General features: G+C 67.6%; 18 protein-coding genes. 7 read left to right on the forward strand and 11 right to left on the reverse strand.

Annotation, left to right across the window (positions count from 1 at the left end; all coding sequences use genetic code 11):
* Positions 1-166: 166 nt before the first annotated feature.
* The 7 genes from E4A53_RS07770 to E4A53_RS07800 all read right to left on the reverse strand — a co-directional run bounded on the left by E4A53_RS07770 (position 167) and on the right by E4A53_RS07800 (position 7,533).
* The gene (locus E4A53_RS07770; RefSeq protein WP_136162526.1) at positions 167-1,318 is read right to left on the reverse strand and encodes a fumarylacetoacetate hydrolase family protein; all 1,152 of its coding nucleotides are present in this window, start codon (positions 1,316-1,318) and stop codon (positions 167-169) included.
* A gap of 17 nt (positions 1,319-1,335) precedes the next feature.
* Positions 1,336-2,079 (reverse strand): amino acid ABC transporter ATP-binding protein, encoded by a 744-nt coding sequence (locus E4A53_RS07775; RefSeq protein WP_136162527.1) that lies wholly within the window; start codon positions 2,077-2,079, stop codon positions 1,336-1,338.
* The gene (locus E4A53_RS07780; RefSeq protein ID WP_136162528.1) at positions 2,076-2,933 is read right to left on the reverse strand and encodes an SDR family oxidoreductase; all 858 of its coding nucleotides are present in this window, start codon (positions 2,931-2,933) and stop codon (positions 2,076-2,078) included. Before E4A53_RS07780 ends, E4A53_RS07775 begins: the two co-directional genes overlap by 4 nt.
* Positions 2,934-2,952: 19 nt before the next feature.
* Positions 2,953-4,425: an aldehyde dehydrogenase family protein gene (locus E4A53_RS07785; RefSeq protein WP_136162529.1), complete on the reverse strand. Its 1,473-nt coding sequence runs from the start codon at positions 4,423-4,425 to the stop codon at positions 2,953-2,955.
* Positions 4,426-4,445: 20 nt separating this feature from the next.
* Positions 4,446-4,706: a hypothetical protein gene (locus tag E4A53_RS07790; RefSeq protein ID WP_136162530.1), complete on the reverse strand. Its 261-nt coding sequence runs from the start codon at positions 4,704-4,706 to the stop codon at positions 4,446-4,448.
* Between the two features lie 64 nt (positions 4,707-4,770).
* The gene (locus tag E4A53_RS07795; RefSeq protein WP_136162531.1) at positions 4,771-5,925 is read right to left on the reverse strand and encodes a nitrilase-related carbon-nitrogen hydrolase; all 1,155 of its coding nucleotides are present in this window, start codon (positions 5,923-5,925) and stop codon (positions 4,771-4,773) included.
* Positions 5,926-5,979: 54 nt separating this feature from the next.
* On the reverse strand, positions 5,980-7,533 hold the full coding sequence (locus E4A53_RS07800) for a phytoene desaturase family protein (RefSeq protein ID WP_136162532.1): 1,554 nt from the start codon (positions 7,531-7,533) through the stop codon (positions 5,980-5,982).
* A gap of 243 nt (positions 7,534-7,776) precedes the next feature.
* Between E4A53_RS07800 and gcvA the strand changes: the two genes are divergently transcribed.
* The 7 genes from gcvA (at position 7,777) to E4A53_RS07835 (ending at position 19,629) form a co-directional block, all read left to right on the forward strand.
* On the forward strand, positions 7,777-8,712 hold the full coding sequence (gcvA, locus tag E4A53_RS07805; protein WP_136162533.1) for a transcriptional regulator GcvA: 936 nt from the start codon (positions 7,777-7,779) through the stop codon (positions 8,710-8,712).
* 49 nt (positions 8,713-8,761) lie between these two features.
* Complete coding sequence (locus E4A53_RS07810; RefSeq protein WP_136162534.1) at positions 8,762-11,470, forward strand: winged helix-turn-helix domain-containing protein; 2,709 nt, start codon at positions 8,762-8,764, stop codon at positions 11,468-11,470.
* 144 nt (positions 11,471-11,614) lie between these two features.
* Complete coding sequence (locus E4A53_RS07815) at positions 11,615-13,840, forward strand: TonB-dependent receptor (RefSeq protein WP_239018189.1); 2,226 nt, start codon at positions 11,615-11,617, stop codon at positions 13,838-13,840.
* Positions 13,841-13,856: 16 nt separating this feature from the next.
* On the forward strand, positions 13,857-15,926 hold the full coding sequence (locus E4A53_RS07820) for a hydantoinase/oxoprolinase family protein (protein ID WP_239018190.1): 2,070 nt from the start codon (positions 13,857-13,859) through the stop codon (positions 15,924-15,926).
* A 2-nt stretch (positions 15,927-15,928) separates the two neighbouring features.
* Positions 15,929-17,602 (forward strand): hydantoinase B/oxoprolinase family protein, encoded by a 1,674-nt coding sequence (locus E4A53_RS07825; RefSeq protein ID WP_136162535.1) that lies wholly within the window; start codon positions 15,929-15,931, stop codon positions 17,600-17,602.
* 29 nt (positions 17,603-17,631) lie between these two features.
* Positions 17,632-18,774, forward strand: coding sequence for a pepsin-like aspartic protease (locus E4A53_RS07830; RefSeq protein WP_136162536.1), 1,143 nt, complete (start codon positions 17,632-17,634; stop codon positions 18,772-18,774).
* Between the two features lie 42 nt (positions 18,775-18,816).
* Positions 18,817-19,629: an avidin/streptavidin family protein gene (locus E4A53_RS07835; protein ID WP_136162537.1), complete on the forward strand. Its 813-nt coding sequence runs from the start codon at positions 18,817-18,819 to the stop codon at positions 19,627-19,629.
* Between the two features lie 128 nt (positions 19,630-19,757).
* On the opposite strand, the gene E4A53_RS07840 is transcribed toward E4A53_RS07835, so the two are convergent.
* The 4 genes from E4A53_RS07840 to E4A53_RS07855 all read right to left on the reverse strand — a co-directional run bounded on the left by E4A53_RS07840 (position 19,758) and on the right by E4A53_RS07855 (position 25,413).
* On the reverse strand, positions 19,758-19,958 hold the full coding sequence (locus E4A53_RS07840) for a hypothetical protein (RefSeq protein WP_136162538.1): 201 nt from the start codon (positions 19,956-19,958) through the stop codon (positions 19,758-19,760).
* 238 nt (positions 19,959-20,196) lie between these two features.
* The gene (locus E4A53_RS07845) at positions 20,197-20,802 is read right to left on the reverse strand and encodes a peptidylprolyl isomerase (RefSeq protein ID WP_206366269.1); all 606 of its coding nucleotides are present in this window, start codon (positions 20,800-20,802) and stop codon (positions 20,197-20,199) included.
* Between the two features lie 62 nt (positions 20,803-20,864).
* Positions 20,865-22,616 (reverse strand): M1 family metallopeptidase, encoded by a 1,752-nt coding sequence (locus E4A53_RS07850; RefSeq protein ID WP_136162540.1) that lies wholly within the window; start codon positions 22,614-22,616, stop codon positions 20,865-20,867.
* Positions 22,617-22,695: 79 nt separating this feature from the next.
* On the reverse strand, positions 22,696-25,413 hold the full coding sequence (locus tag E4A53_RS07855; RefSeq protein ID WP_136162541.1) for a TonB-dependent receptor: 2,718 nt from the start codon (positions 25,411-25,413) through the stop codon (positions 22,696-22,698).
* Positions 25,414-25,593: the final 180 nt, after the last annotated feature.

Genomic DNA, 25,593 nt, shown 5'->3' on the forward strand with positions numbered 1-25,593 from the left:
GCTGGTAGTCTGGCATTCTGATCTTTTCAGCGCGTCTAAACGTAATACTCATGTACTAGTTGAGAACGATGGAAGAATACTATCGCCCCCGATCAGCGACAAAGGATATTAATTAATACGACCAATGAGGAATTTTTGGCCTCGCTACTGGCCTTCATTACAATTTCTACGGGTTCGCCCGCCCGGCCAGGCTCGCGATCAGCGCGCGCGTGCCGAACGTCCACGGCGGCGCCAGGTCGCTGGTCGTCACCGTGTTGCGCAGCGTACCGAGCAACGGCGAGCGGATCTCGACGACATCGCCGATCTTGTGGGTAAAGCCGCCGCCCGGCGTGTCGCGGTCCTGCGTCGGCGCGAACAGCGTGCCGCAGAACAGCACGAAGCCGTCGGGGAAATGGTGGTATTCGATCGTCTGCGCGACCAGGTCGAGCGGGTCGCGGCTGATCTGGCGCATCGAGCTTTCACCGGCGAGGCGAAAGCCGTCCCGCCCGTCGACGGTCAGGGTCAGGTCGGCGGCACGGACATCGTCCAGCCCGAAACCGTCGTCAAACAGGCGGATGAACGGGCCGATCGCGCAGGAGGCGTTGTTGTCCTTGGCGCGGGACAGCAGCAGCGCGCTGCGCCCCTCGAAATCGCGCAGGTTGACGTCGTTGCCCAGCGTCGCGCCGACCACCTGCCCCCGGCTCGACACCGCCAGCACCACCTCCGGCTCCGGGTTGTTCCAGCGCGAGCGCGGGTGGATACCGATATAGGCGCCGAAGCCGACCGCCGACATCGGCTGCGCCTTGGAGAAGATCTCGGCGTCCGGCCCCAGCCCGACTTCCAGATACTGCGACCACAGCCCGCGCTCGGTCAGCAGCGCCTTGGCGCGCGCCGCCTCCGGGCTGCCCGGCCGGATCGCCCGCAGCTCGCTGCCCAGCTCGCTGACCAGCGCCGCGCGGAACTGCTCGGCCTGGGCCGCGTCGCCGCCGGCCCGTTCCTCGACCACCCGCTCGATCATGCTCGACACGAAAGTGACGCCGGCCGCCTTGATGGCCTGCAGGTCGCATGGCGCGAGCAGGAAAGGCCCCGCCGCCGCCCAACCCGGCGTGCTGTTCTCCAGAATCTCGTCGATCGCGCCGATCGGTGTGCCGCGCACCGCGCGCACCGCCGCCGCCGGATCGTCCAGATCGAGCAGGTCGCTCATCGTCGGCGCCAGCGCGCCGATGTCGATCACCTCGCCGGCGCGCACCGCGATCAGCCGGGGCGCGCCGTCCAGCCACAGCCGGCCGACAAGCAGCGCGCGGTGCAGGTCGACGGGGAGCAGGTCGCGGTTGCGCATCGCAGAATCCTTCGCGGTCACGCCAGGGAAACCTGGGAGAGAAAACGTTTCAGCCGGTCGGTCTGCGGGGCGTCGAAGAAGCGCGCCGGCTCGCTTTCCTCGACGATCCGGCCGTCATCCATGAACAGCACGCGGCTGGCGATCCGCCGGGCGAAGCCCATTTCGTGGGTGACGCACAGCATCGTCATCCCCGAATTGGCGAGGTGGGTCATCGTCTCCAGCACCTCGCCGATCATCTCCGGGTCGAGGGCGGATGTCGGCTCATCGAACAGCATGATGCTCGGCTGCATGCACAGCGCACGGGCGATGGCGACGCGCTGCTGCTGCCCGCCGGACAGTTGCGCCGGGTAGCGCCCGCAGAAATCGGCGAGCCGCACCTTGGTCAGATATTCCATCGCCAGGTCGACGGCGGCGGGGCGCGGCACCTTGCGGACTATCTGCGGCGCCAGGATCAGGTTCTCCAGCACGGTCAGGTGCGGGAACAGGTTGAACTGCTGGAACACCATGCCGACGCTGCGCCTGACCGCCCGCACGTCGCGCGGGCCGTTGATCTCCTGCCCCGCCACCGCCAGCGTCCCCGACTGCGCCGTCTCCAGCCCGTTGATGCAGCGGATCAGCGTCGATTTGCCTGATCCCGACGGGCCGCAGATCACCACCCGTTCGCCGGTCGTCACCTGCAGGTCGACGTCCTTCAGCACGTGCTGCTCGCGATACCATTTGTTCAGCCCGGCGATGCGGACGGCGGTTTCCGGCGCGCTCACCGCTCCGCCTCCGGCCCGGCAGCACCGGCGATCCACCAACCGATGCCGGAAAAGCGGGTCAGCAGCTCCGCCCGCGCCTCGGCGTCGGCGGCGGACAGCGCCGCATCCAGCCCGATCGCCTTGTCGCCGACGAGATGGCGGAAGGCCGGTGCCGGATCGCCGGCGATCCGCAGCAGCGCCGCCGCTACCTCAGCCGGGTCGCCGCCGTCGCGGCACGCCTCGCGCACCCGCTCCATCCGGTACCGGTGCAGCGCCGCATAGGGCGAGCGCGCCTGCGCGTCGGACAGGGTAAAATTGCGGTCGATCCCGGTCCTGAACGCGCCGGGGCAGACCACCGCCACCTGCACGCCGAAGCGCGCGACTTCGTAGCGCATCGCCTCCAGCGCGCTTTCGACCGCCGCCTTGCTGGCGCAATAGATGCCGTCCATCACCCGGCCGACGCGCGAGCCGACCGACGATACCGTCAGGATGTGGCCGCCGCCTGCCCGCCGCATCGCCGGCAATACCGCGCGGCTCAGCGCCAGCACGCCAAAGAAATTGGTCCGCATCACGCGGTCCAGATCGGCCTCGGCCATATCCTCGACGGCGCCGAGCAGATGGACGCCGGCATTGTTGACCAGCACGTCGATGCGGCCATGGTCGGCGAGCACGGCGGCAACGCAGGCGGCAACATCGTCGCCGTCTGTCACGTCGAGCGCGCGCACCTCAATCGCCCCCGCCCCGTCGAAGATGCCGGGGTCGGCCCGCGCCGGATCGCGCATCGTCGCGACGACGCGGTAGCCGGCGGCGGCAAAGGCCCGCGCGGTCAGCGCGCCGAAGCCGGAACTGCACCCGGTGACGAGCACCGTCTTCATGGTTGCCTGCCCCGTCACCTCAGTCGAGCCGCGCGATCACGGACTTCGCCTCGGTATACTGCTCCATCCCGGCCCAGCCATTCTCCCGTCCCCAGCCGGATTGCTTGAAGCCGCCGAATTCGATGCCGGGGTCCGCCACCGCGTGGCAGTTGATCCACACCAGCCCGGCCTCGATCTGCGCCGCCAGCTTGTGGGCGCGGCCGATGTCGCGGGTCCAGATGCTCGCCGCCAACCCGTATTCGGTGTCGTTCGCCTTCTCCGCCACCTCCTCCAGCGCGTCGAACTTCATCGCGCAGAGCACGGGGCCGAAAATCTCCTCGTCGACGACGCTCATCCCGCGCCGCACCCCGGTCAGCACGGTCGGGCGCACGAAATAGCCTTTGTTCCCCTGCCGCTCGCCGCCGGCCACCACCTCGGCGCCCTCGTCGCGGCCGCGCGCGATGTAGCCGAGCACGCGCTCCATCTGCTTTTCGGACACCACCGGGCCCATCGCCGTGTCCGCCTCCACGCCGGGGCCGACCTTCATCCCCTCGGCGATGCGGGCGATGCCGGCGACCACCCGGTCATAGACCGGCGCCTCGACATAGAGGCGCGATCCGGCGATGCACACCTGCCCGGCGTTGAAGAAGATGGCGTTGGCCGCCGCCGGGATCGCGCGGTCGAGATCGGCGTCGGCGAAGATGATCAGCGGCGATTTGCCGCCCAGCTCCAGCGACAGCTTCTTCAGGTTGCCGGCCGCCGCGGTGACGATCCGCTTGCCGACCTCGGTCGATCCGGTGAACGCAATCTTACGGACGCCGTCATGCGCGCACAGCGCCGCGCCGGCGGTATGGCCGTAACCGGGAACAATGTTGACCACCCCGGCCGGCACCCCCGCCTCCAGCAGCAATTCGCCGATATAGAGCGCGGTCAGCGGCGTTTCCTCGGCCGGCTTGAACACGATCGCGCAACCGGCGGCCAGTGCCGGCGCCAATTTCCACGACGACGCGACGATCGGCCCGTTCCACGGCGTGATCTGGCCAACGACGCCGATCGGCTCGTGGCGGGTGTAGACATGAAAATTGGCCGGGTCCGCCGACAGCACCGGCGATCGCCCGGCAATCGCGGTGCACAGCCCGGCATAATGGCGGAAGGTCCTGGCCGCCGCCGGCACGTCGCCCCCGCGCGAGGCGTGGAGCGGCTTGCCGTTTTCCAGCGTGTTGAGCAGCGCCAGATCTTCGGCATGCGCCTCCAGCAGGTCGGCGATCCGCCACAGCACGGCGGCGCGGCGGTGCGGCGGCAGCCCGCGCCACTCGGCCGCGGCAAAGGCGGCGGCGGCGGCAGCCACCGCGGCGTCGACCTCGGCCGGGCCGGCGGCGGCGATCGTCGCGATCCGCTCTGCGGTCGCCGGATCGAGCACGTCGATCGTGTCTCCACCAGCCGCGCCCACCCATTCGCCGCCGATCAGCATCGGCCGGGTCCGGGCCAGGAAGGCGTTCACCCTGTCGGTCATCGTCGCCGTCTCCCGCCCGCTCAGCGCTTCTTCGCCGGCGGCGTCTTCTTCCCGCCGCCCAGCTTGCGGCGGAGCACGCTAAACGGAAAACTGATCATGAAGAACAGCGCCGCCGGGCTGGTCAGGACGACCCGTGCGATGGAAGCGGCGTCCTCCGCCGACACATGCACCTTGGTCGCCATCGCCTTGCCCGGATCGTTCAGGATGACGATGCCGTTCGCGGTCTTTTCGATCCGGCTGATCTCGAAATCCAGCTCGACCAGCTTGCTGACTACCTTCATCACCGCCCCTCCTGCCCGGTGGTGGGACCGCGCGGCCGGTCGCCCCGGCCGCGCGTCCCTCGCTTTAATCGATCTTCCGCAGCGTGCCGATGCTGTGCGCATAGTCGACGCGCCGATCGAGTTCGTCTGCCATGTCGGCAACGCTCAACCCGTCCGGCGGGGTGAAGGTGCCGCGCTCGTACAGCGTCTTCAGCGCCGCCTTCGCACCGTTGATCTTCTCGGTCAGGCTGCGCGGCGGCCGCCCGACCGGGAACAGGTTGGCCGGGTAGATCGGCGCCTCGTACATTTCCTTGAAGATCTCGGCGCGCACGTCGACCCAGGTGTTGTGCGAGATGCGCGACCGGTGCTCGCGCAGCGCCTCGATGTCGATCGGCGCGCCGATCACCTGCTCCGCCGGGTAGGGCGCGCGGCGCACCAGATTGCCGATATAGTCGATGATGAACGAATTGCCGGCGCAGAATGCGTGGGGGTAATAGTCATATTCGACCGAACCCCAGTTCGACCCGAGGATGTAGCACATATTGTCGTGCGCCCGCGCCCGCCGGGTGAAGGTCCAGAAATCCCACGGCTCGCTGACCCCCTCGAACTCCTGCTGGGCGGTCGGGTGGCAGATCACCTCGGCGCCGTTGAAGCCCAGCGCGCGGGCGATCTCCGGCGTCGCGCCGTCGTGGCAGGTCATCGTGCCCAGCTTGCCGATCTCGGTGTCGACGACCGGGAAGCGGCTCTTCAGGTCGCCGCCGTAATGCTTCGCATATTCGTCGATCATGTCGTGCGGGCTGGTGCCGAGGCCGATGAACGCCGGCACGTGCCATTTGTGGTATTTCAGGATCACGTCGCCGTCGGGACCGATGATGAACGCGGCGTTGAACCAGCGATCGGGGAATTCGGGAAGCTGTTCGACGACGCCGCCGCCGGAAATATAGATGCCGTACTGCTTCGCCTTCTTGGCGAGGATCTCGATCTCCGGTCCGGGGATCGTGATCGCCTTCTTCATGAACTCCTCAAGGCCGTGCTCGCCCTTGCCTGGCGTCGTCACGCCCTGCAGGAAATATTCCGGCAGCACGACCAGCCGCGCCGGCAATTCCCAGTTATAGCCGACGCCGAAATCGATCATCTTGCAGACGCGATCGAGGTTGATCATGATCTCGTCGCGCGTTTCCGCCACCTTCACATGCGGCTGAATCACCAGCCCGGTATATTTCTTGATCTTGCCCGTCATTTTGTCCTCTGCGTCATCTGGTGGCGGTTGCGGCGCGCGCGGGCGCGCCGGCGGTTACTGGTCGAGGTCGTCGAGTATCTCGTTGGCGGTCACCATCCCCATCGCGGTGATGCCGCCGCCGGGGTGGCAGGACGCGCCGGTCAGGTAGAGGCCGGGGACCGGCCCGCGATATTGCGAATAGCCCGGCACCGGCCGGAAATAGCCGGTCTGCGACAGGGTCCGCTCGCCGCCGGTGCTGGCGCCGCCGATCAGGCAGGCATTGGCCCGCTCGATGCTGAGCGGGGTGTCGACATAGCTGGCGAGGATGTTCTCGTCGCCCATGTTGTCGGTATAGTCGCGCAGCCGCTTGAGCAGCAGCGCGGCATAATCGTCCTTGACCTCGTCCCAAGACCGGCCGTCGGCCAGCCGGTTCGGCACGAAGGTGTCGATGATCAGCGTATGCTTGCCCTCCGGCGCCCGCGTCGGGTCCTGCAACGTCCAGCAGGCGGTCCAGATGAACGGGTTCTTCGGCGGCACGCCCAGCGCGATGTCGGCATAATGGTCGCAGGTTTCCGCGACCGAATGGAAAATGCGCTGGAACGCCGTCGCGGTCATCTCCTCGCCGTTCAGGAAGCGCGGCGGTTCGTTGACCGCGTAATGGGCGCGGAACACGCCGATCGCGCCGAACGAGAAGGCTTCGGCATTGCGCACCGTCGCCTCGTCCAGATAGGCGCGGTCGATCAGCTTCAGGAAGGTCTGCTTGGGGTCGAGCGAGCTGACCACCGCCTTTTCGGCGCGCAGTTCGCGGCCGTCGGCCAGCCGGACGCCCCGCGCCGTGCCGTCCTCGATCAGGATCGCCTCAGCGCGCACGCCGGTCAGCACCTGCCCGCCATGGGCGCGGACGTAACCGGCCAGCGCCTCGGACAGCATCTGGCTGCCGCCGCGCGGGATCGCCTGGCCATATTCGTGCAGGCCGGGGATCATGATATAGAATGTCTGGCCGACCGCTTCCTGGTCCGGCGTGATCTGCGGCGCCAGCGCCCAGCCGAGGATGACGTTGCGCACCTCCGGGTGCTCGAAATTCTCCTCGACGAAGGCGCGCGCGCTCAAGTTGTAGTCGCGCAGCATCCGCAGCCCTTCGCTGCTGTTCTCCATCGCGCTCGGCAGGTAGCTCGGCGGCGCGGGCGGAGAGAACATGCCCTTCACGAAGCCGTCGCGGATCTCGATGAAGCCGTCGTAGATCTCGCGGTAACGCTGCGCGTCGGCGGCGGAATAGCGGGCGATGCTCTCGCAGGTGCGCTCGACGTCGCGATAGACGATGATGCCGGGGCCGTTGGCCGTCGGGTGGCCGGTGATCGCGTCGTCGGCCCAGATATAGTCGAGCCCGAATTCGGCCAGTTCGGGCAGCAGCTCGCGGAAATACGGGTTGGCGTGGATCCAGACATGGCTCGACCCGTACAGGTCGTGCTTGAAACCGGGCAGCGTCACCTCGTGGGTGCCGGTCGCCCCGCCGATCCAGTCATTGGCCTCGACGACGATCGTCGACAGGCCGGCGCGCCCCAACTGCGCGGCGCAGGCCAGCCCGTTATGGCCGCCGCCGATGACGATGATATCCGCATCACAAGACATTAATCGAACGCCTCAATCCCAACGCTTCTGTTTTCCGGCCCGGCCGGGCCACCGCCCTTGCCGCTTCCGTCGCCGCAGGAGGTGCGGGGAACAGGCGGGCCAGGTCAAACCAATGTTTTTCATGGTCATCATGGATGACTTCATCGATCCGCCGGCGCGCTTGACGACCGGGCGGGAAGCCGTGACAAAATAGGGCGCGCGCAGCGGTCCGCGCGCAGGTCCTTTGGCAAAGCGGTATCCGGTATGGTCCCACCCCAATCGCCGCGCAGGCTCCCTCCCCTGAACGCGGTGCGCGCGTTCGAAGCGGCAGCGCGCCACGGCAACTTCACCCGCGCCGCCGACGAACTGTCGGTCACCCAGGGCGCGGTCAGCCATCAGGTGCGCTCGTTGGAGGAATGGTTCGGCTTCCCGCTGTTCGAACGCCACAAGCGCGAGGTCCGGCTGACGCAGAAGGGGGAAACCTACCTCGCCTTCGTCCGCGCGATGCTGAACGAACTGCATTCGGTAACGCAGATGGTGCGCGGCAAGACGACGGAGGAATCGCTGTGCATCTCGGTGCCGGAATCCTTCGCGGTCAACTGGCTGATCGGCCGGCTCGGCTCCTTCGCCGAACGCCATCCGGAACTGACGATCCGCCTGACCTCGCAGAACCAGATCGACGATCAGGGCCGCGTCGTCGGCGAGGAAGGGCCGCACTGGGTCGACCTGCGCATCCGCTACGGCCGGGCGAAATGGCCGGGCCTGAGGGTGCTGAAGCTGTTCGACGAGCAGGTGTTTCCGGTGTGCAGCCCCGGCTATGCCGCCGGCGGGCTGCGTGAGTTGGCCGACCTTGGCGATCATGCTCTGATCCATGACGACATGCAGATGTCGTGGGCCAGTTGGCTGCGCGCGGTCGGCGCCGAACATGTCTCGCCGCCGCACGGGCCGGCGTTCAGCCATTCGCACATGGCGCTTCAGGCCGCCGCCGCCGGGCTCGGCATCGCCCTCGGCCGCAGCGTGCTGACCCACGACTATCTTGAAAGCGGCGCGCTGATCCGCCCGTTCGACGCCTATGTCCCGGCCGAGCACGGCTATTACCTGCTGTGCCAGGAACGCATGGTCAACCTGCCGAAGATCCAGGCGTTCAAGGTCTGGATCGCCGAGCAGGCGAAGGAATTCGCGCCGCCGGCCGCCGCATGACCCGATCTTTCCCTCCGGCCGCGATCGGGTTAGCGTCGGGTGGGGCAGGATGAAAAAAGCAGAGACCAGAGCGATCGGGCCGGACGCGGCGCCGCCGTCGGCGCCGCCCACGATGCTGATCGGCAAGATGCGCCCGCCCCGGCAGCGGATCGTCGCCTCGGTGCGCGAGGCGCTGCTCGGCCAGCTCGAAACCTCGCTCAGCGCGCTGATCACCATCGCCCAGTCGCCCGCCGGCTTCGGCAAGACGACGCTGCTCGGGCAATGGTTCGAACGGCTGCGCGCACGCGGCGGGATCAAGGTCGCCTGGCTCAGCCTTGACGAGGATGACGGGGAAATCACCCGCTTCCTCGCCAACCTCGCCCTTGCCTTCCAGGCGGCGGGAATCGCGGTCGATCCGGCGGCGACCAGCCAGGCGCCGTCGTTCAGCGAGGCCGCCTATCGCCGCGACGCGCTGCGCGACGCGATCGAGCGGGAACCGGCGACGGTCATCGTCATCCTCGACGATTATCACCGCGTCCGCTCCGCGGAGGTCGACAGCGCGATCAACTACCTGGTCCGCGCAGTGCCGACCGGACTGCACGTCGTCATCAGCACCCGCGACTGGCCCGACCTGCGCGTCGCCGATCTCGAGGCGCAGGGGCTGGTCGCCACCGTCGACGCGGCAATGCTCGCCCTGACCGTGGCGGAGGCGGCGACGATCTTCGAAGGGCGGCTGGAGGGCGAGGACCTCGCCCGCATCCACGCCCGCACCGAGGGCTGGGCCGTCGCCCTGCAACTCGCCAAGCTGTGGATCGACCGCGACCCCGCCCGCCGGGGGGAAATCGGCGCATTCAGCGGCCATACCGACGCGATCGGCCGCTATCTGCTCGAACAGGTGCTCGGCGACCTCGAACCGGATCTTCAGGATTTCCTCGTCGAAACCTCGATCCTCGACAGCTTCGATGCCGAGGCGGCCGATGCGGTGCGCGACCGCGACGACAGCCGGCAGGCGCTGACCCGGCTCGGGCGGTTCGACGCGCTGCTGATCCCACTCGACGCCGGGCGCCGGTGGTTCCGCTATCACCATCTGTTCGCCGATTTCCTGCGCGAGCAGTTGCAGCGCGATCCGGCCCGCGCCACCCGGCTCCACCGCCGCGCCGCCACCCGCTTCGCCGCCGACGGCGACGTGCTGCAGGCGGTGAAGCATGCCCAGCGCGCCGGCGACCTCGCCGGGGCCGTCGCCCTCGTCAACCAGGCCGGCGGCTGGGAAATCGTGCTGCACCAGGGCGTCGGCTTCGCACGCGGGCTGATGGCGCTGTTCGACCCGGCCGCGATCGAATGCGAGCCAGCGCTGCTGCGCGTCCACGGCTATCTTCGCCTGAAATACGGCGAGGTGGACGAAGCGCGGCGCTGCATCGACCGGGCAAGGCTGCTGGCCGGCGGCGTCGAGGAGCATCGCGACGACGCGATCCTCGGCGCGCTGCTGCGCACCTATGCCGACGAAGTGCACGACGCGGCGTGGATGCCGGCGCTCGACGCGCGCATCGCCCGGCTCGCCCCGGCCGACCATCTCGGCCGGGCGACGCTGCAGGCGACGGTCGCGGTCGGCGCGCTCGGCGCCGGCGATTTCGCGCTGGCCGAGCGCGCCAGCGCTGCCGGCATCCGCGCGATGGAGGCGGCCGGCTCCGCGCTCGGCGCCACCTATTGCCAGTTCCACCTCGCCCAGAGCCACTTCTATCGCGGCGCGATCGAGGCGGCGGAGGCATCGTTCCGCGCCGCGCTGGTCACGGCGGAGGAGAATTACGGGTCGGACCGCGCGCTGAAGGCGGTCGGCAACAGCCTTCTCGCCCATATCCTCTACTGGCGCGACGAGCTGGACGAAGCCCGTCGCCGCGTCGATTCGGCGCTCGATGCGCTCGAGGCGCACGATAGCTGGCTCGATATCCTGACCGTCGCCTGCTTCACCGCCGTCTTCCTCGCCGCCGGCCGGGGCGATGCCGCCGCGCTCGACACGCTGTTCGACCGGGTCAAGGCCATGGCGCGCGGGCGCGGCCTGCCGCAGCTCGACGCGCTCGCCGATGCCTGGCGGCTGGAAACCCTGGTCGCCCGCGGCGATGTCGAAGGGGCAGCGCAGATCGCCGCCGACCGCGGTTTCGATGCGCTGGCCCGCGGGCCGGACCAGCCGGGCGAATGGCGGATCCGCACCGCCGCCGGCCTCGCCGTCGCCCAGCTTCACCTGCGCACCGGCCAGGCGGCGCGGGCGTTGCAGATCCTCCGCCCCTTGCGTGCCACTGCCGAGCGCCAACAGCGCGCCCTCGATGTCGCCCGGGTCGATACGCTGCTCGCCTGCGCGGCACGGCTGCGCGGCGAGACCCCGGCGATGCTGACGTCGATCGCCGCCGCCCTCGATTATGCCGCCGCCCACGACGTGCCGCGCGTCGTCACCGGCGTGGCGGTGGAGATCGACCCGCTGCTCAACGCGGCACTGCGCGGCGGCGCCACCGCCCTGCCCGACCGCTCGCGCGCCTATGCCCGCCGTCTGCGCCAGGCGCTGCCGACCCGGCCGCCGCCCACCGGCGAATCACTGTCCGGCCGCGAACTGGCGGTGCTCGGCCAGCTTTGCGTCGGCCGCTCCAACAAGGACATCGGCCGCCAGCTCGACCTGTCGGAAAACACGGTGAAGTTCCATCTGAAGCGCGTCTACGAGAAGCTTGGCGCCCATTCGCGCTCGGCGGCGGTTTCGGCCGCCATCCAGCGCGGCCTGATCCGCATCGACTGACCGCGCGCCTACCCGTTCGGGTAGGGCGCCGCCGCCGCCGCTACGTCACTACCCGTTTCGACCGCCGCCGCCCGCGCGTTGGGCATTGCACATCCCCCGCCTCTGCCCGCACCCTGACACGCACAAAAAGGGGAGGGTTTGGAAATGGTTGCACGCACGGTCGCGGCCCTGCTGACGGGGACGATGCTGCTGGGCCTGGGCGCCACCGCGGCGGCCGGCCAGACGACGGAAGGCCGGGCCGCCCCGGCCGCCGACGCGCCGGACACCGATATCGTCGTCACCGCCCGCTACCGCGAGGAACGGCTGCAGGACGTGCCGATCGCGGTCACCGCCTTCGGCGAAAAGCAGATCGCCGACGCCAAGGTCGACCGGGTCGGCGATTTCATCGGCCTGACCCCCAATGTCACCATCGCCCAGTCGGAAAGCTCCGGCCTCAGCGCCATTTCGATCCGCGGCATCACCCAGGTCCGCAATTCGGAAGCGCCGGTCGCGGTCGTCGTCGACGGCGTGCTGCAGAACAATCCGCGCCAGTTCGCGCAGGAGCTGTTCGACGTCGGCTCCATTCAGGTGCTGCGCGGGCCGCAGGGCGCGCTCTACGGCCGCAACGCCACCGGCGGCGCGATCATCATCAACACCCGCCAGCCGACCAATGATTTCTCCGGCCATGTCCGCGCCGGCTACGCCACCGGCCGTGAATACATGATCGAAGGGTCGGTCAGCGGGCCGATCGTCACCGACACGCTGCTGTTCCGCCTCGGCGCCCGCTACACCGACCGCAACGGCTATTTCGACAATATCACCGTCGGCAAGAAGCAGGACCCGTATCGCGACCTGTCGGTCAGCGGCCTGATCAAATGGATGCCGACCGAAACGCTGACCGTCGACCTGCGCGGTTCGCTGTCCCGTACCCGCGGCGGGGCGCTCGACTTCCGTTACCAGCCGGCGAACCTCGCCGCCGACGGCAAGTCGCTGGACCCGGCCAATCCGTTCGACTTCACCCGCGCCGATGCCAATCTGGTCGACCGCAGATTCTACTCGACCAATATCGGCCACGACGTCCGCGACATCGACGATATTTCGCTGAAGCTGGACCTCGACCTCGGCTTTGCGACGCTGACCTCGATCACTGCCTACAACCGGCTGGAGGAATTCGTCTCGGGCGACCAGGTACCCTACACCGCGTCGCGCAACGTCTTCGGCCTCGACGGCACCCAGACGCAGTATATCGACATCAGCGCGTTCAGCCAGGAACTGCGGCTGGCCTCCGCCTCATCCAGCCGGCTGCGCTGGATGATCGGCGGCTATTTCCTCGATTCGAAGCGCTTCATCTCGACGACGACCGGCTTCGACAGCGGCACCGGCATCGCCCGCGTCGAACACAGCCCGCGCCCGATGACCGCCGACAATCCGTCGCTCAGCTTCTTCGGCGACAGCAACCGCAACCGCGACTATGCCGGCTTCGGCAACATCGCCTACGATATCGTGCCCGGCCTCGAAGCCAGCGTCGCGCTGCGCTACGACAAGGAAACCCGGCGCCAGACGGTCTCGCCCTACAACAGCGGCGGCGTGCCCGGCGCGGTCAACCGCGCCAGTTTCGACAAATGGCAGCCGAAGGTGACGCTGGCCTACAAGCCCAATGACGACGTCAACGTCTACGCCTCCTATGGCGAGGGTTTCCGCTCCGGCCAGTTCAACCAGAATGGCACCGCCGCCGCCGCCCAGGCCGCGGGGGTCGCCGGCGTGTCGGACCGGGTGCCGCAGGAAAACACCCTGACCTACGAAATCGGCACCAAGCTTCAGCTCGCCGACCGCCGGGTCCGCATCGACGCCGCGCTGTTCGACACGCGGGTGAAGAACCAGCAGTATTTCGTGTTCATCGGCGCGATCGGCGCGCAGGTGCTGGTGCCGATCGACAAGGTCAAGCTGACCGGCGGCGAAGTGCTCGTCACCGCCGACATGGGCGGCGGGCTCAGCGCCTATGCCGGCTTCGGCTACACCGACAGCACGATCAAGCGCTACCTCGTCACCCCGGCCGACGTCGGCAACCGCGCGCCCTATGTGCCGAAAACGACAATCAACGGCGGCCTGCAATACCGCACGCCGCTGACCGACAGCCTCGGCCTGTTCGCGCGAGCCGATTATCGCCGCCTCGGCCGGCAATATTGGGACCCGGAGAATGCGACCGCGCGCTCCAATATCAGCCTCGCCGATTTCCGGCTGGGCATAGAGGACCCGAACGGCGGCTGGTCGGTGATCGGCTCGCTCGAAAACGCCTTCGACAAGAAATACAATTCCGAATACGTCGCTGGCGGCTTCGCGCACGCCGCTGCCCCGCGCGTGTGGCGCATCGACCTGCGCTATAATTTCTGAGCCGGGCCGGGCGGACATGGCAAGGCGGCTGAGAGTAGCGAGTGACGTCGGCGGCACCTTCACCGACATGGTGTGGTGCGAAGTCGATACGGCCAGCGGCACGGCCGGGGCGGTGCAGGCGGTCAAGGCCGACACCACCCCGCCGGATTTCGAACAGGGGGTGCTGGCCGCCATCGCCAAGGCGGGGGTCGATCTCGGCGCGGTCGACTTCCTCGCCCACGGGTCGACGGTCGTCATCAACGCGCTGACCGAGCGCAAGGGCGCGCCGACCGGCCTCGTCACCACCGCCGGCTTCCGCGACGTGCTGGAAATCGCGCGCGGCAACCGGCCGGACCTTTTCAACTTCAACTTCCGCAAGCCGCCGCCCTTCGTCGAGCGCCATCTGCGCCGCGAGATCGACGAACGCACCAACGTGCAGGGGGAGATCGTACGCGAACCGGCGCTGGACGCTCTTGCCGCCATCGTCGCGCATTTCCGGGCGGAAGGGGTGACGGCGGTCGCCGTCTGCTTCCTCCACGCCTATGCCAACCCGGCGAACGAACAGCATGTCGCCCAGCGGCTGCGGGAACTGATGCCGGAAGCATCGGTCATCGCCAGCCACGAGATCAGCCGCGAATGGCGCGAATATGAACGCACGTCGACGACGGTGCTGTCGGCCTATGTCGCGCCGACGGTCGAACGCTATGTCGGCGCGCTCCGACATGGGCTCAGCGAACGCGGTCTCGCCGGCGCGCCTTATATCATGCAGTCGAACGGCGGCATCGCCACGGTGGCGGCGGTTTGCCGCAACCCGATCACCATGGTCGAATCCGGCCCGGCATCGGGCATCTTCGCCGCCGCCGCGCTCGGCCGGCTGATCGACGAACCAGACCTGCTGGTCCTCGACATCGGCGGCACCACCGCCAAATGCGCGCTGATCGAAGACGGCGAGGTCAAGGTCGGCACCGATTATTACATCGAGCGCGATCGCAAGCGCCCCGGCTACCCGATCCAGACGCCGGTCGCCGAAATCGTCGAGATCGGCAATGGCGGCGGCTCGATCGCCTGGGTCGACGACGGCGGCAAGCTGCATGTCGGCCCGCGCTCGGCGGGCGCCCGGCCCGGCCCGGCCGCCTATGGCCGCGGCGGCGACCAGCCGACGACGACCGACGCCAATCTGCTGCTCGGCCGCATCGATCCCGCCACCTTCGTCGGCGGAGAGGTGGTGCCGGACTGGGCGGCGATCGACGGCGCCTTCGCCCCGCTCGCCCGGCGGCTGGAGATGGACAACGCCCAGCTCGCCGCCGGCATCGTCCGCATCGCCAATGCCAACATGGTCAATGCCCTGCGCCTGGTGTCGACAAACAAGGGGTACGACCCGCGCGACTTTGCCCTGCTGGTCTGCGGCGGGGGGGGCGCGATGCACGGCGTCGCGCTGGCCGAGGAACTGGGCGTCCGGCATGTCATCGTGCCGGTCAATTCCTCGGCGTTCTCGGCGTGGGGGATGCTGCTGTCCGACCTGCGCCGCGACTATCTGCGCACCAGCCTCGTCGACCTGGACGACGGCGCGCGCGCGCAGGTCGAGGCGCTGTTCTCGGAGCTGGAGGCGACTGCAACCGCCGACTTCGCCGAGGACGGCGCCCAGAACCCGCCCCGGTTCGAACGCTTCGCCGACATGCGCTATCTGGGCCAGGAACACACGGTGAAGGTGCCGATGGCCGGTGCCGACACCCTCGCCGCGCTGATCGACCGTTTCCATGCGCTGCACGAGAAACGCTACACCTACCGGCTCGACGGCGCGGTCCAGCTGGTCAACGCCCATCTCGTCGCGCTGATCGAGGTGCCGAAGCCGTCGCTGCCGGAACGGCCGGCGACCGGCGCGCCGCTCGCCACCGCGCGGATCGGCAGCCGCCGCGTCTCGTTCGACCGGCAGGGCGCGCATGACGCGGCGATCTACGACGGCCTGGCGCTCGAACCCGGCATGGCCTTCGCCGGGCCGGCGGTGGTGCAGGAACCGTCGGCAACACTGGTCGTGCCGCCCGGCCACGGCGTCTCGATCGACCGCTTCGGCAACTACCACGTCCACCTTGGCGCAGCGGAGGCCTGACCATGCAGGACGATCTTTTCACCATAGAGATCATCAAGGAAGCGCTGGTCGCGATCGGCGACGAGATGTTCGCGGCGCTGATCCGCACCTCGATGAGCCCGATCATCTACGAAACCACCGATTTCGCGGTCGGCGCCACCGATGCGCGCGGCAACCTGCTGGCGCAGGGCAACGGCGTCACCGGCTTCCTCGCCACGCTCGACACCGCGGTGCAGAGCACCCTGCTCCATTATCCGGCGCCGGGCGACGTGCGCCCCGGCGACATCTTCATTACCAACAGCCCCTATGAAGGCGGCGGCACCCACCTGTCGGACGTCGTCATCCTGCTGCCGGTGTTCCACGGCGACCGGCTGATCGCCTGGACGGTCAACAAGGCGCACTGGACGGAGGTCGGCGGTGCCTTCGCCGGCAGCGCCTCGACCCAGTCGACCGACATCTATCAGGAGGGGCTGCATTTCCGATTCCTGAAACTCTACGAAGGGGGCCGCATAAACCGCGGCATCGTCGAGATTATCCGCGCCAATGTCCGCCTGCCGGACAGCACGATCGGCGATCTTCACGCCGGCGTCGCCGCCTGCCGGGTCGGCGGCAACCGGGTGCTGGAACTGGTTGCCAAATACGGGCTGGAGCCGGTGCTCGGCGCGATGGACGAGCTGCTCGACTATGGCGAGCGGATGACCCGCGCCGCCCTCGCCCGCCTGCCGCAGGGCGTGTTCGAGGCGGAGGACGTGATCGAGGAGGACGGCGTCGGCAACGGCCCGTTCGCGATCCGGGTCAAGGTGACGGTCGCCGGCGACCGGATGGTCGCCGACTTCACCGGCACCGCCGATCAGGCGAAAGGGCCGATCAACACCAGCATGGCCGGCCTGGTCACCGCCGCGCGCTGCGCGTTCAAGGCGGTGACCGATCCCGACATCCCGGCCAATGGCGGCTGCTTCCGCGCGCTGGAGGTGATCTGCCCGCCCGGCACCATCCTGTCGGCGCAAAGCCCGGCGCCGGTCTCGGTCTACTATGAATCGATGATCGCCGCGATCGAGGTGATGTGGCGCGCGCTGATGCCGCACATGCCGGACCGGCTGCCGGTCGGCCATACCCGCAGCGTCGGCGCCACCTTCATTTCCGGCATCCACCCGCGCAGCGGCGCCCTGTTCGTGATGGGCGAACCGCTGCTCGGCGGCTGGGGCGCCTCCGCCGGGGCGGACGGCGATAACGGGCAGTTCTGCTGCGGCAACGGCGAGACATTCAATATCCCGGTCGAACTGGCCGAAAGCCGCTACGGCTTCGAGATCGATCGCTATGCCTTCCGTGAGGATGCCGGCGGCGAAGGGCGCTATCGCGGCGGCCGCGGCGTCGTGCTCGATTACCGGATCACCGCGGACGAAGCGTTCCTGACCTTCTCGTCGACCCGCACCGTGTCGCGCCCCTGGGCGGCGGCCGGAGGCTGCGAAGGCTCGCACAACGGCGCCTTCATCTTGCGCGCCGACGGCTCGGAAGAACCCCATACCATGGTCACCGGCCTGCGCGTGGCGAAGGGCGAGACCATCCGTCTCCTTACCGCCACCGGCGGCGGCTACGGCCCGCCGGCCGAGCGGCCGGCGGCGGCCATCGCGCGCGACATCAGGAACGGCTTCATCACGGCTGATCGGGCGAAGGAGGTTTTCGGCCGGCCAGAGTAAAAGCGTAAGCATTGAAATGGAGAGGAAAAATGACCGATTCCACCGCGCCGCTCGGCGGCGTCTCGTTTCCCATGCAACGCGGACCCTACCAGAATAACGGCGCCAGCCCCTGGTATACCGAAACGACGCTCGGCACCCCCGGTCAGACGCTCAAATTCGCGATCGACACCGGCACCAACATGGTCTGGTCGACCTCGACCCTCTGCGCCCCGACCAGTTGCCAGCATTACAGCGGCGCCCGCTTCGACTATCAGAAATCCTCGACCTACACCTGGGTGGACTGCATCCAGGTGCCGTTCAGCTTCGGACCGTGGGGGACGATGCAGGTCGAAACCGGCCAGGATTTCCTGGGCCTGCCCGGCGGCGTTCGCCTTCCGCTCGTGCTCTATCTGTCGGCCGACTATACCGGCGACCAGTTCGCCCAGCTCGACTGGGACGGCGGCATCGGCATCCCGTCTGGCAGCCCGTACAAGCAGGGCGACACGACGTTCATCGTCCAGGACATGATGAACAAGGGGCTGATCTCCCCCAACCTTCCGTACGTCGCGTTCGACTGGAACGCGGCGACGTCCACCGGCTCCTGCCTGATCGGCGGCGTCGACCCGGCGAAATACATCCCCGACGAAGGCATTTTTCTGCCGTGGACGCCCTACACCCAGTTTGCTGGCGTCGAATATATCTGGAGCGCCGATCTGAAGGCCTATTTCGTCGGCAACCAACTGGTTGCGCAGAACGTCCAGTTTGCGCTCGATTCCGGCTCGTCGCAGTTCAAGGGCGACGACGACATCATGAACAAGACACTGTCGCTGCTCCAGGCGATGGGTAACCCGCCGGTGCGGATGGGCTTCGCCGACGGCGGGATGATCACCATCCCGTCCAACCTCTACAACGTCACGATCCAGGCCGGGCCGGACAAGGGCAAGACCCTGCCGCAGTTCCAGCCGCTCGGCCTGACCGGGCTGGTGCTGGTCGGCTCGGTGGTGATGGAAAGCTGCTACACCGTCCACGAATATCGCGTCGTTCAGTGCGGGGCGAACCGCTTCTCGCTCGCCCCGGTTGGCATGTACGTGTTCAACAAGCCCGGCGGGCCGAAGATCGTTACCCCGCCGTCGTCCGGCATCGGCCGCCCGTTCGGCCAGCGTGAGGTCGTGCGCGGCCGCACCATGGAATAGCGCCGCAGCGCCCAATCCACCCCCACAAGCAAGGAGGATAACATGACCCTCGCAGGTACTTGGCAGAACGAATACGGCTCGCAGATGGTGTTGAGCGAGATCAACGCCAATCTGGTTTGGGGCCAATACTCGTCGACCACCGGCTCGACCGGCAAATACATGGTCATCGGCTATCAGCAGACCGCCAATCCCAAGCCGGCCGCCGGCCAGGCGGTGGCGCTCGCCATCGAATGGCACTCGATCGTCGCGGGGCCGGGCGACCCGAGCTGGAACTGGTCGTCGGGCCTGAGCGGCCAGATCAGCATCCAGAACGGCAAGGAATCGCTGGTCCTCGCCCATGCCATGGTCGCCAGCAGCGATTTTTCCGGCCTGGCGGCAGCCGGCACATATATCGACAAACTGACCTACTTCCGCACCGCCACGGCGCCGGACGGAGCCGGGCAGCGGCCGCAGAACGGCGCCGCGCTGGCCGACCCGCTACAAGGCACGTGGGAAAGCGCCGACGGCACGATGCTGGCGATCCAGGTCTACCCCTATACCGGCTCCCAGTTCGGCTGGGCCGAGGGCAAGATGCTGTACAACGGCATAGTCTGTCCGATCGAGGGCGTGACCGACATCAACGCCCAGGCCAGCGGCCTCAACCTGCAATCGACGGCGATCACCGCCCTGCCGACCCCCACCGGCCCGGCGATCGCGCTGGCCGGCTGCCTCGACTATCGCAACGGCCGGCTGACCTTGACCAACCTGACCAGCCAGTCGACCGCGTCCAACGCGACCTATGTCGAAACGACGGTATCGCAGCTCACCTTCGTCCGCGTCGGCGACATGACCGACCTCGACAAGCTGCGCCGCTGATACCCCCCCTGCTTCTGCACAAGCAGAAGCTCGGGAGGGGCGACGAGCGCCATGGATCCGGCGCGCCCCATCGCCTGACGACTGGGAAAGCGCGGCAAGACACCCTCCAGAGCGCGGCTTTGAGTCCCTCAGAGCCGCGTTTCGGAAGATCCGGCTTGGCGCCGCCGCCGCAACGGCGCTGGCGGAACGGCGAAGGCGAGCAGCAGCGCCGCCTGGCTTCGCCGCAGCCAGGCGACGGCAACATGGCGGAAGGCGCGGAAGAACGGCGTCGCATTATCGAACGCCCGCGCCTGACCGCCGACGCGTAGCGCGGCGATCGTGTCGCCCACCGCCGACGGCGCCGCTACGTGGGCTTCCAGCCCGGCGGTCGCCCCGTTTCCGGCACCGTCTCGGCGATCCGCCGGCCGAGGATCGGCAGCGCCGCGTCGTCCGGCCGCTACGCTCGGCTTCAAACCTCATTCTCTATGCAAAAATAATTCGCTATACTGTTGATATATAATCCAATAAATTAAGCATATCGTAGATGCATTCCGTGCTCCCGCAAAAAGCAGGGTCCAGCCATCACCCTTAGTTCCGTGTCGCGCCAGCCCGTCGCCGGTCGATCGCCAGCCCGCACCGTTCTCGTATCGCGGCAACGGTCGCCCGGCTCGCGCGGTGCACGGCGATGCGCCTGATCCGCACCGGCGGACGCAGGCGCTCCCCGTCCGCCTCCGCGCGGTGGATCTTACGCACCACGTCCATGCCGCGGGTGACATGGCCGAACACGGCGAAGCCCTGCCCATCGCGGTTGCGGGGGCCGGCGAAGTCCATCGACGGGCTTGGCTTCACGACGATCGAGAAGCTCGACGTCGCCGTGTCCGGTCCCCAGCGCGCCATCGACAGTGCGCCCGCCCGGTGGCGGAGGCCGGTCACCGACGTCCGCTCCAGCGGGATCGGCCCGAACGCGTCATGCTCCTCGCCGTCGCGCGCCTCGATCTGGATCACGTCGATCGGCGGGGCGGTGCCATCGTTCCGGTCGCTGCGCACGGTGCGGAAGAAGCGGCCGCCGTCATAATGGCCGCCCGCGATGTAGCGCAACGCGTTGCAGACGGTGACCGGCGCCGCCGCCAGCGCCAGTGCCGCGTCGATAGGGCCCCGGTCGGTCTCGATCCGGATCGGCACCTCCGCCACCACCGTGCGCGCGCCCGCCGCCGCCGGCAGCAGCGCCAGCAGGATCGGCGGCAGCGCGCGGCGGATCAGCGGCGGCGCCCCTGGTCCGGCTGCGTCGCGCGCCAGGCCTGGAACTGGTCGATCGAGTCGAGCTGACGCAGGATCTTCGCCTCCGGATCCAGCGTCACCGTCGCCGATGCCGGCGCATCCACCACGCCCGTGCCGTCGGCCATCGCCAGCGTCACCGTCCTGCCGTCGACGCGGACGTCGACCGGCATCGGGAACGGCAGGTTGTCCGGCGTTTCCCAGCGAAGGCTCAGCCGGTCTCCGGCGCGCGTCTCGACCAGCTTCGGCAATCCGGCGCGGTAGAGATAGATATTGAAGAACCAGTCGTAATTGCTTCCGGTAACTTGGTTTACCGTCGCCATGAAGCCCTTGCTGGTTCCGAATTGCGGCTCGAAGTTACCGGGCCTCGGGTCCGGCCGGCCATAAGTGACTCGCCTGATAACCTCGTAGAAAGCCTCGTCGCCGATCAGGTTGCGCAGCGTATGCATCACCCAGCTGCCCTTGGGGTAGATATCCCCCCTCGGCCCGGTCGGGTCGGCATAGACCCAGTTCTCCGGCCGCTCCTCGCCGCTGACCAGCGGCTTCTCGTTGCGGATGCCGGCCCGCTGCGACTTGAGCAGCGCATGATAGTCCAGGTCGCCGTACAGATAGCGGCCGAGCAGCGGCTGCATGTACGACCCGATCCCCTCGTGCAGCCACAGGTCGTCGTAATTGGCGACGGACAACTGGTTGGCGAACCACTCGTGCGAGAACTCGTGGTGCATCAGCGGGTCGAACCCGTACATCGTCTTGGTATAGTCGATGCTGTAGCCGTTGAGCGTCTGGTTCTCGAGTCCGGAATAGGGCACGCGGATCACGCCCATCTTCTGGTCGCCCCACGGATAGGGGCCGATCTGCGATTCGAAGAAATCGAGCGCGACAGGGAATTCCTTGAACAGTTCGGCGGCCTTCTCCTCCTCACCCGGCAGGTACCAGAAGCGCATCGGGATGGTGTTGCCGAACCGGCTCTTATAATCGCCCTCCAGCAGCTTGTACGGCCCGACGTCGAGCACCAGGCCATAGGTATGCGGGCTGCGCGCGCGCCAGTTGTAGGTGCGCCAGCCATCCTTCTCGGTCATCCCCATGAACGTGCCGTTTCCTGGGGCGACCAGCGGGGCGGGCACGGTATAGTGCAGGTCGGCGAGCTTGGTCTTGCCGGTCGGGTGGTCGATGCACGGATAGAGCAGATCGCAGCCGCCGCCCCAGTGCGACGTGTCGATCCAGGTCTGGCCGTCCGGTGTCTTGGTCCAGGTGGTGCCGCCTTCCCACGGCGGCCGCTTGGCGAGCGGCGGCGTGCCGGACCAGACGATCCGCGCCTTGGTCACCGATCCCTTGGCCAGCGGCCGGCGCAGCTTGATGCGTAGCTGCCCTTCCGTATTCGTATAGTCGGCCGGCGATACGGTTCGCCCGTTGAGCACGATCGAGGCGATCCGGAACTTGGGATAGAGGTCGAGGATCAGCTCGGGCACCGCCTCCTTCGCGCGCAGGGTCAGCGTCGCATCGCCCTCGATGCGCTTTTCGTCCGGAAACACCTTCAGCGCCAAGTCGAGATGCTCGAACGACAGTGCAAGCTGTTCCGGCGGCATGACGCCGCCCATCTTGCGGGTCTGCGGAGTGATGAACTTCGCCTCCGCATCCGGGTCGGGTGCGGCGGCTGTGGTCTGCGCGACGGCGGCGGTCGCGACCAGAAGGGCGGCGCCCGCCACCAGGGTCCGGTAGGCGACTGGCTTCATCCTGTTTCTCCGCTCGTGAACCGGCATCGCCGGCGCCGTGGTGGCGCTGGTGATGCCATGATACCCCGCTGCTTCGCGATCAGAAGTCCTTCGCGATGCGGAACGAGAAGAACCGCCCGCGCGAATTGAACGTCTTTTCGTCGAAGCCGTTGAAGTAGTTGCCTTCAAGCCACGGCGGCATCCGGTCGGTGAAATTGTCGACCGCCGCCGTCAGCTTCACCTGCATCGGCTCGACGAAGTAGCTGACTGCGATGTCGTGCTGCATGTACGACTTGGCGCGCAGCCGCGCCCCGTTCACCAGCAGCGACGCATCGTTGCGCACCGGGCCGACATAACGGGTGCCGTACGTGACCTGCAGGTCGTCCAGCGCCCACGTCACGCGGCCCGTCGCCTTCCACTTGGCGATCGTGCCGAGCGCCGTCGTGTAGGTGCCGACCCGCTCGACTGCCGGCGTGGCGGGCGCCGGCGACAGCTTGTAGCTGTCGGTATAGGTCGCGTCCGCGCGCAGGTTGATGCTGCCCCACGACATCTCGCCGGTGTTGTATTCGACACCGAAGTCCAGGCCCTTGATCGACTGGTCGAGCAGGTTGTCGCGAACCGCGTACACCTCGTAGATCGAGTTGTTGGGATCGCGGACCACCTGCCCGGCGAAGCCGGCGTTGAGCGCGTTCTGTTGGATGATGTAGTCGGGGTCGGCGACACCGATGATGTTCGACTTCGTGATCCGGAAGAAGTCGACAGTGGCGGAGAAGCGCGGGATGAACTTCGGCGTCCACACCGCGCCGATGGTCAGCGTCTTGGCGGTTTCCGGCCGCAGGTTGGGATTGCCGCCGGTGACGACCCACGCACCGGTCAGCACGGGCGCGCGCCGGCCGCCGCAGACCGGGTAAGAGGCGTATTCCGCGCCCTGGCACGGGTCGGTCAGTGGGCGATAGCCGCGGCTCTGCGTGCTGTTCGCTTCCGCAAAGGTCGGCGCGCGGAAGCCGGTGCCCCACGACCCACGCACCAGCAGGTCGGAATAGGGCCGCCATTTCACGCCTGCCTTGGGATTGGTCGTCGAACCGAACGCGTTGTAGTGCGAGTAACGGACCGCGCCTTCGATATCGAGGCTGTAGATGCCCGGAATATCTCTCAGCAGCGGCACCGCCGTTTCCGCGTAGAATTCGTAGATCTTGCGGGTCGGCGGCAGGAACGGCGGCGTCGGCGTCGTCTTCTCCGGCGCGTTGTCCTGGATCTGCGAGAAGCTTTCGGTGCGGTATTCGGCGCCGAGCGCGACGCTGACGTCACCCGCTGGCAGCTCGAACAGCTTGCCGGTGACGTTGCCGATGACCGACTTCAGGTCGGCCTGGGTATTCGTCCAGCGCGGCGAGGTGAGCGAGTTCAGCATCGCTTCGGTAACGCTGCCCGGTCCGCCGAACACGTTGACCGGAATGCAGCCGGCGGTGGCGGCGCAGAGCGCCGGATCGCCGACCGCCCGCTGCAGGCGGACGATGTCGAGCGAGCGGCCGCCGTTGCGGAACATGTCCAGCTTCTGGAAATTAGCCGAGACGTCCCACTTCCAAGCATCGGTGAACTTGCCTTCCAGGCCGGCGACGATGCGATAGACCTTGCTGTTCACGTCGTTCATCCGGGTCCGGCCCTTGCCCAGCTCCTGCAGGGTGCGGATGGCGAAGACATCGAAGCCGAACGGGTTGAACTGGTTGGCGGCGCTGACGATCACGCCGTTGCCGAGGCCTGGGTTGGTGCCGCTCGACGGATCGAAATAGTCCGGCGCGAGGAAGCCCAGCGAGTTGCGGCTGTTGTAGGATGTCTCGACGAAGGCGGTGATGTCGTTGCCGATTTCCTGATGGCCGGAAAACCACAGGTTGACCTGGGAAATCTTCGAGGCGCTGCTCTCATATTCCCAATAGTTGATGCCGTCGTTGCCCGAGGTGATCGGCGTATTGGTGCCCGGATAGACCATCGGCCGCAGGTCGGCCGCCGATGTCGCCTGCGCGACACCATCGCGCAGGATGTAGTATGGGTTGCCCGCGCCGAACGCATTGGCCGGGTCGACCGCCTTGAACGCGCCGACCAGCGGCGCCTCGTCGCGGAAGTTGCGGCCGCCGAGCGCCCGCCAGTCGGGGTCGCGGCTGACCGGGCGGTCGGCGATAACGTTGCCGCCCGACTTGCGGTAGCTGACGTTGAAGACGAAGCCGCCGCCGTCATATTCCTTACCGTAGGTGCCGCTCGCCTCGTAATTGGGCAGGTCGCCGCGGCTGCTGACGCCATAGCCGGCCTTCAGCTGCAAACCGTCGTAGCTGCGCCGCATGATGATGTTGACGACACCGGCGATCGCATCGGATCCGTAAACGGCGGATGCGCCGTCCTGGAGCACCTCCATCCGGTCGATCGCCTCGAACGGGATGCTGTTCAGGTCGACCGTACCACCGTCGGAGTTCGACAGCACGCGACGGCCGTTGACCAGAACCAGCGTGTTAACGGCGCTCAGGCCACGCAGCGCGATATTGGCCGAGCCGTTGTTGCCGCGACCGGCAGAATCGCTCGCCGACGCCGATGCGACCGGCAGTTCGCGCAGCAGTTCGCCGACGCTCTGCGCCCCCGTCGCCTCGATCTCGCCGCGATCGAGCACGGTCAGCGGTGCGGCACCGGTCAGGTCCGTGCTCGGCAGGCGCGAACCGGTGACGATGATCACCTCCTCGGCCGGTCCGTCCTGCGCCGGCGCTTGCGCAGGCAGCAGCAGGGCAAGCGGCGCCGCCGCTGCCAAAAGCACCGTCTTTGTCGATATATTTCTCATTTCCCCTATCTCCCTGACATGCGGGGCACGCTGCACCTTGCGTTGCCACGGCCCCGACTTTCACTATTTAATGTATACTATCTACGATTATTATCCAGACAGTACGCATATTTCAAGCAGACCCCCGTCGTCCAACGCCCAGAGAATACGCCGGAATCATGCGAGATATGCCATATCCCG

Source organism: Sphingomonas flavalba (assembly GCF_004796535.1).
Taxonomy (GTDB): domain Bacteria; phylum Pseudomonadota; class Alphaproteobacteria; order Sphingomonadales; family Sphingomonadaceae; genus Sphingomonas_L; species Sphingomonas_L flavalba.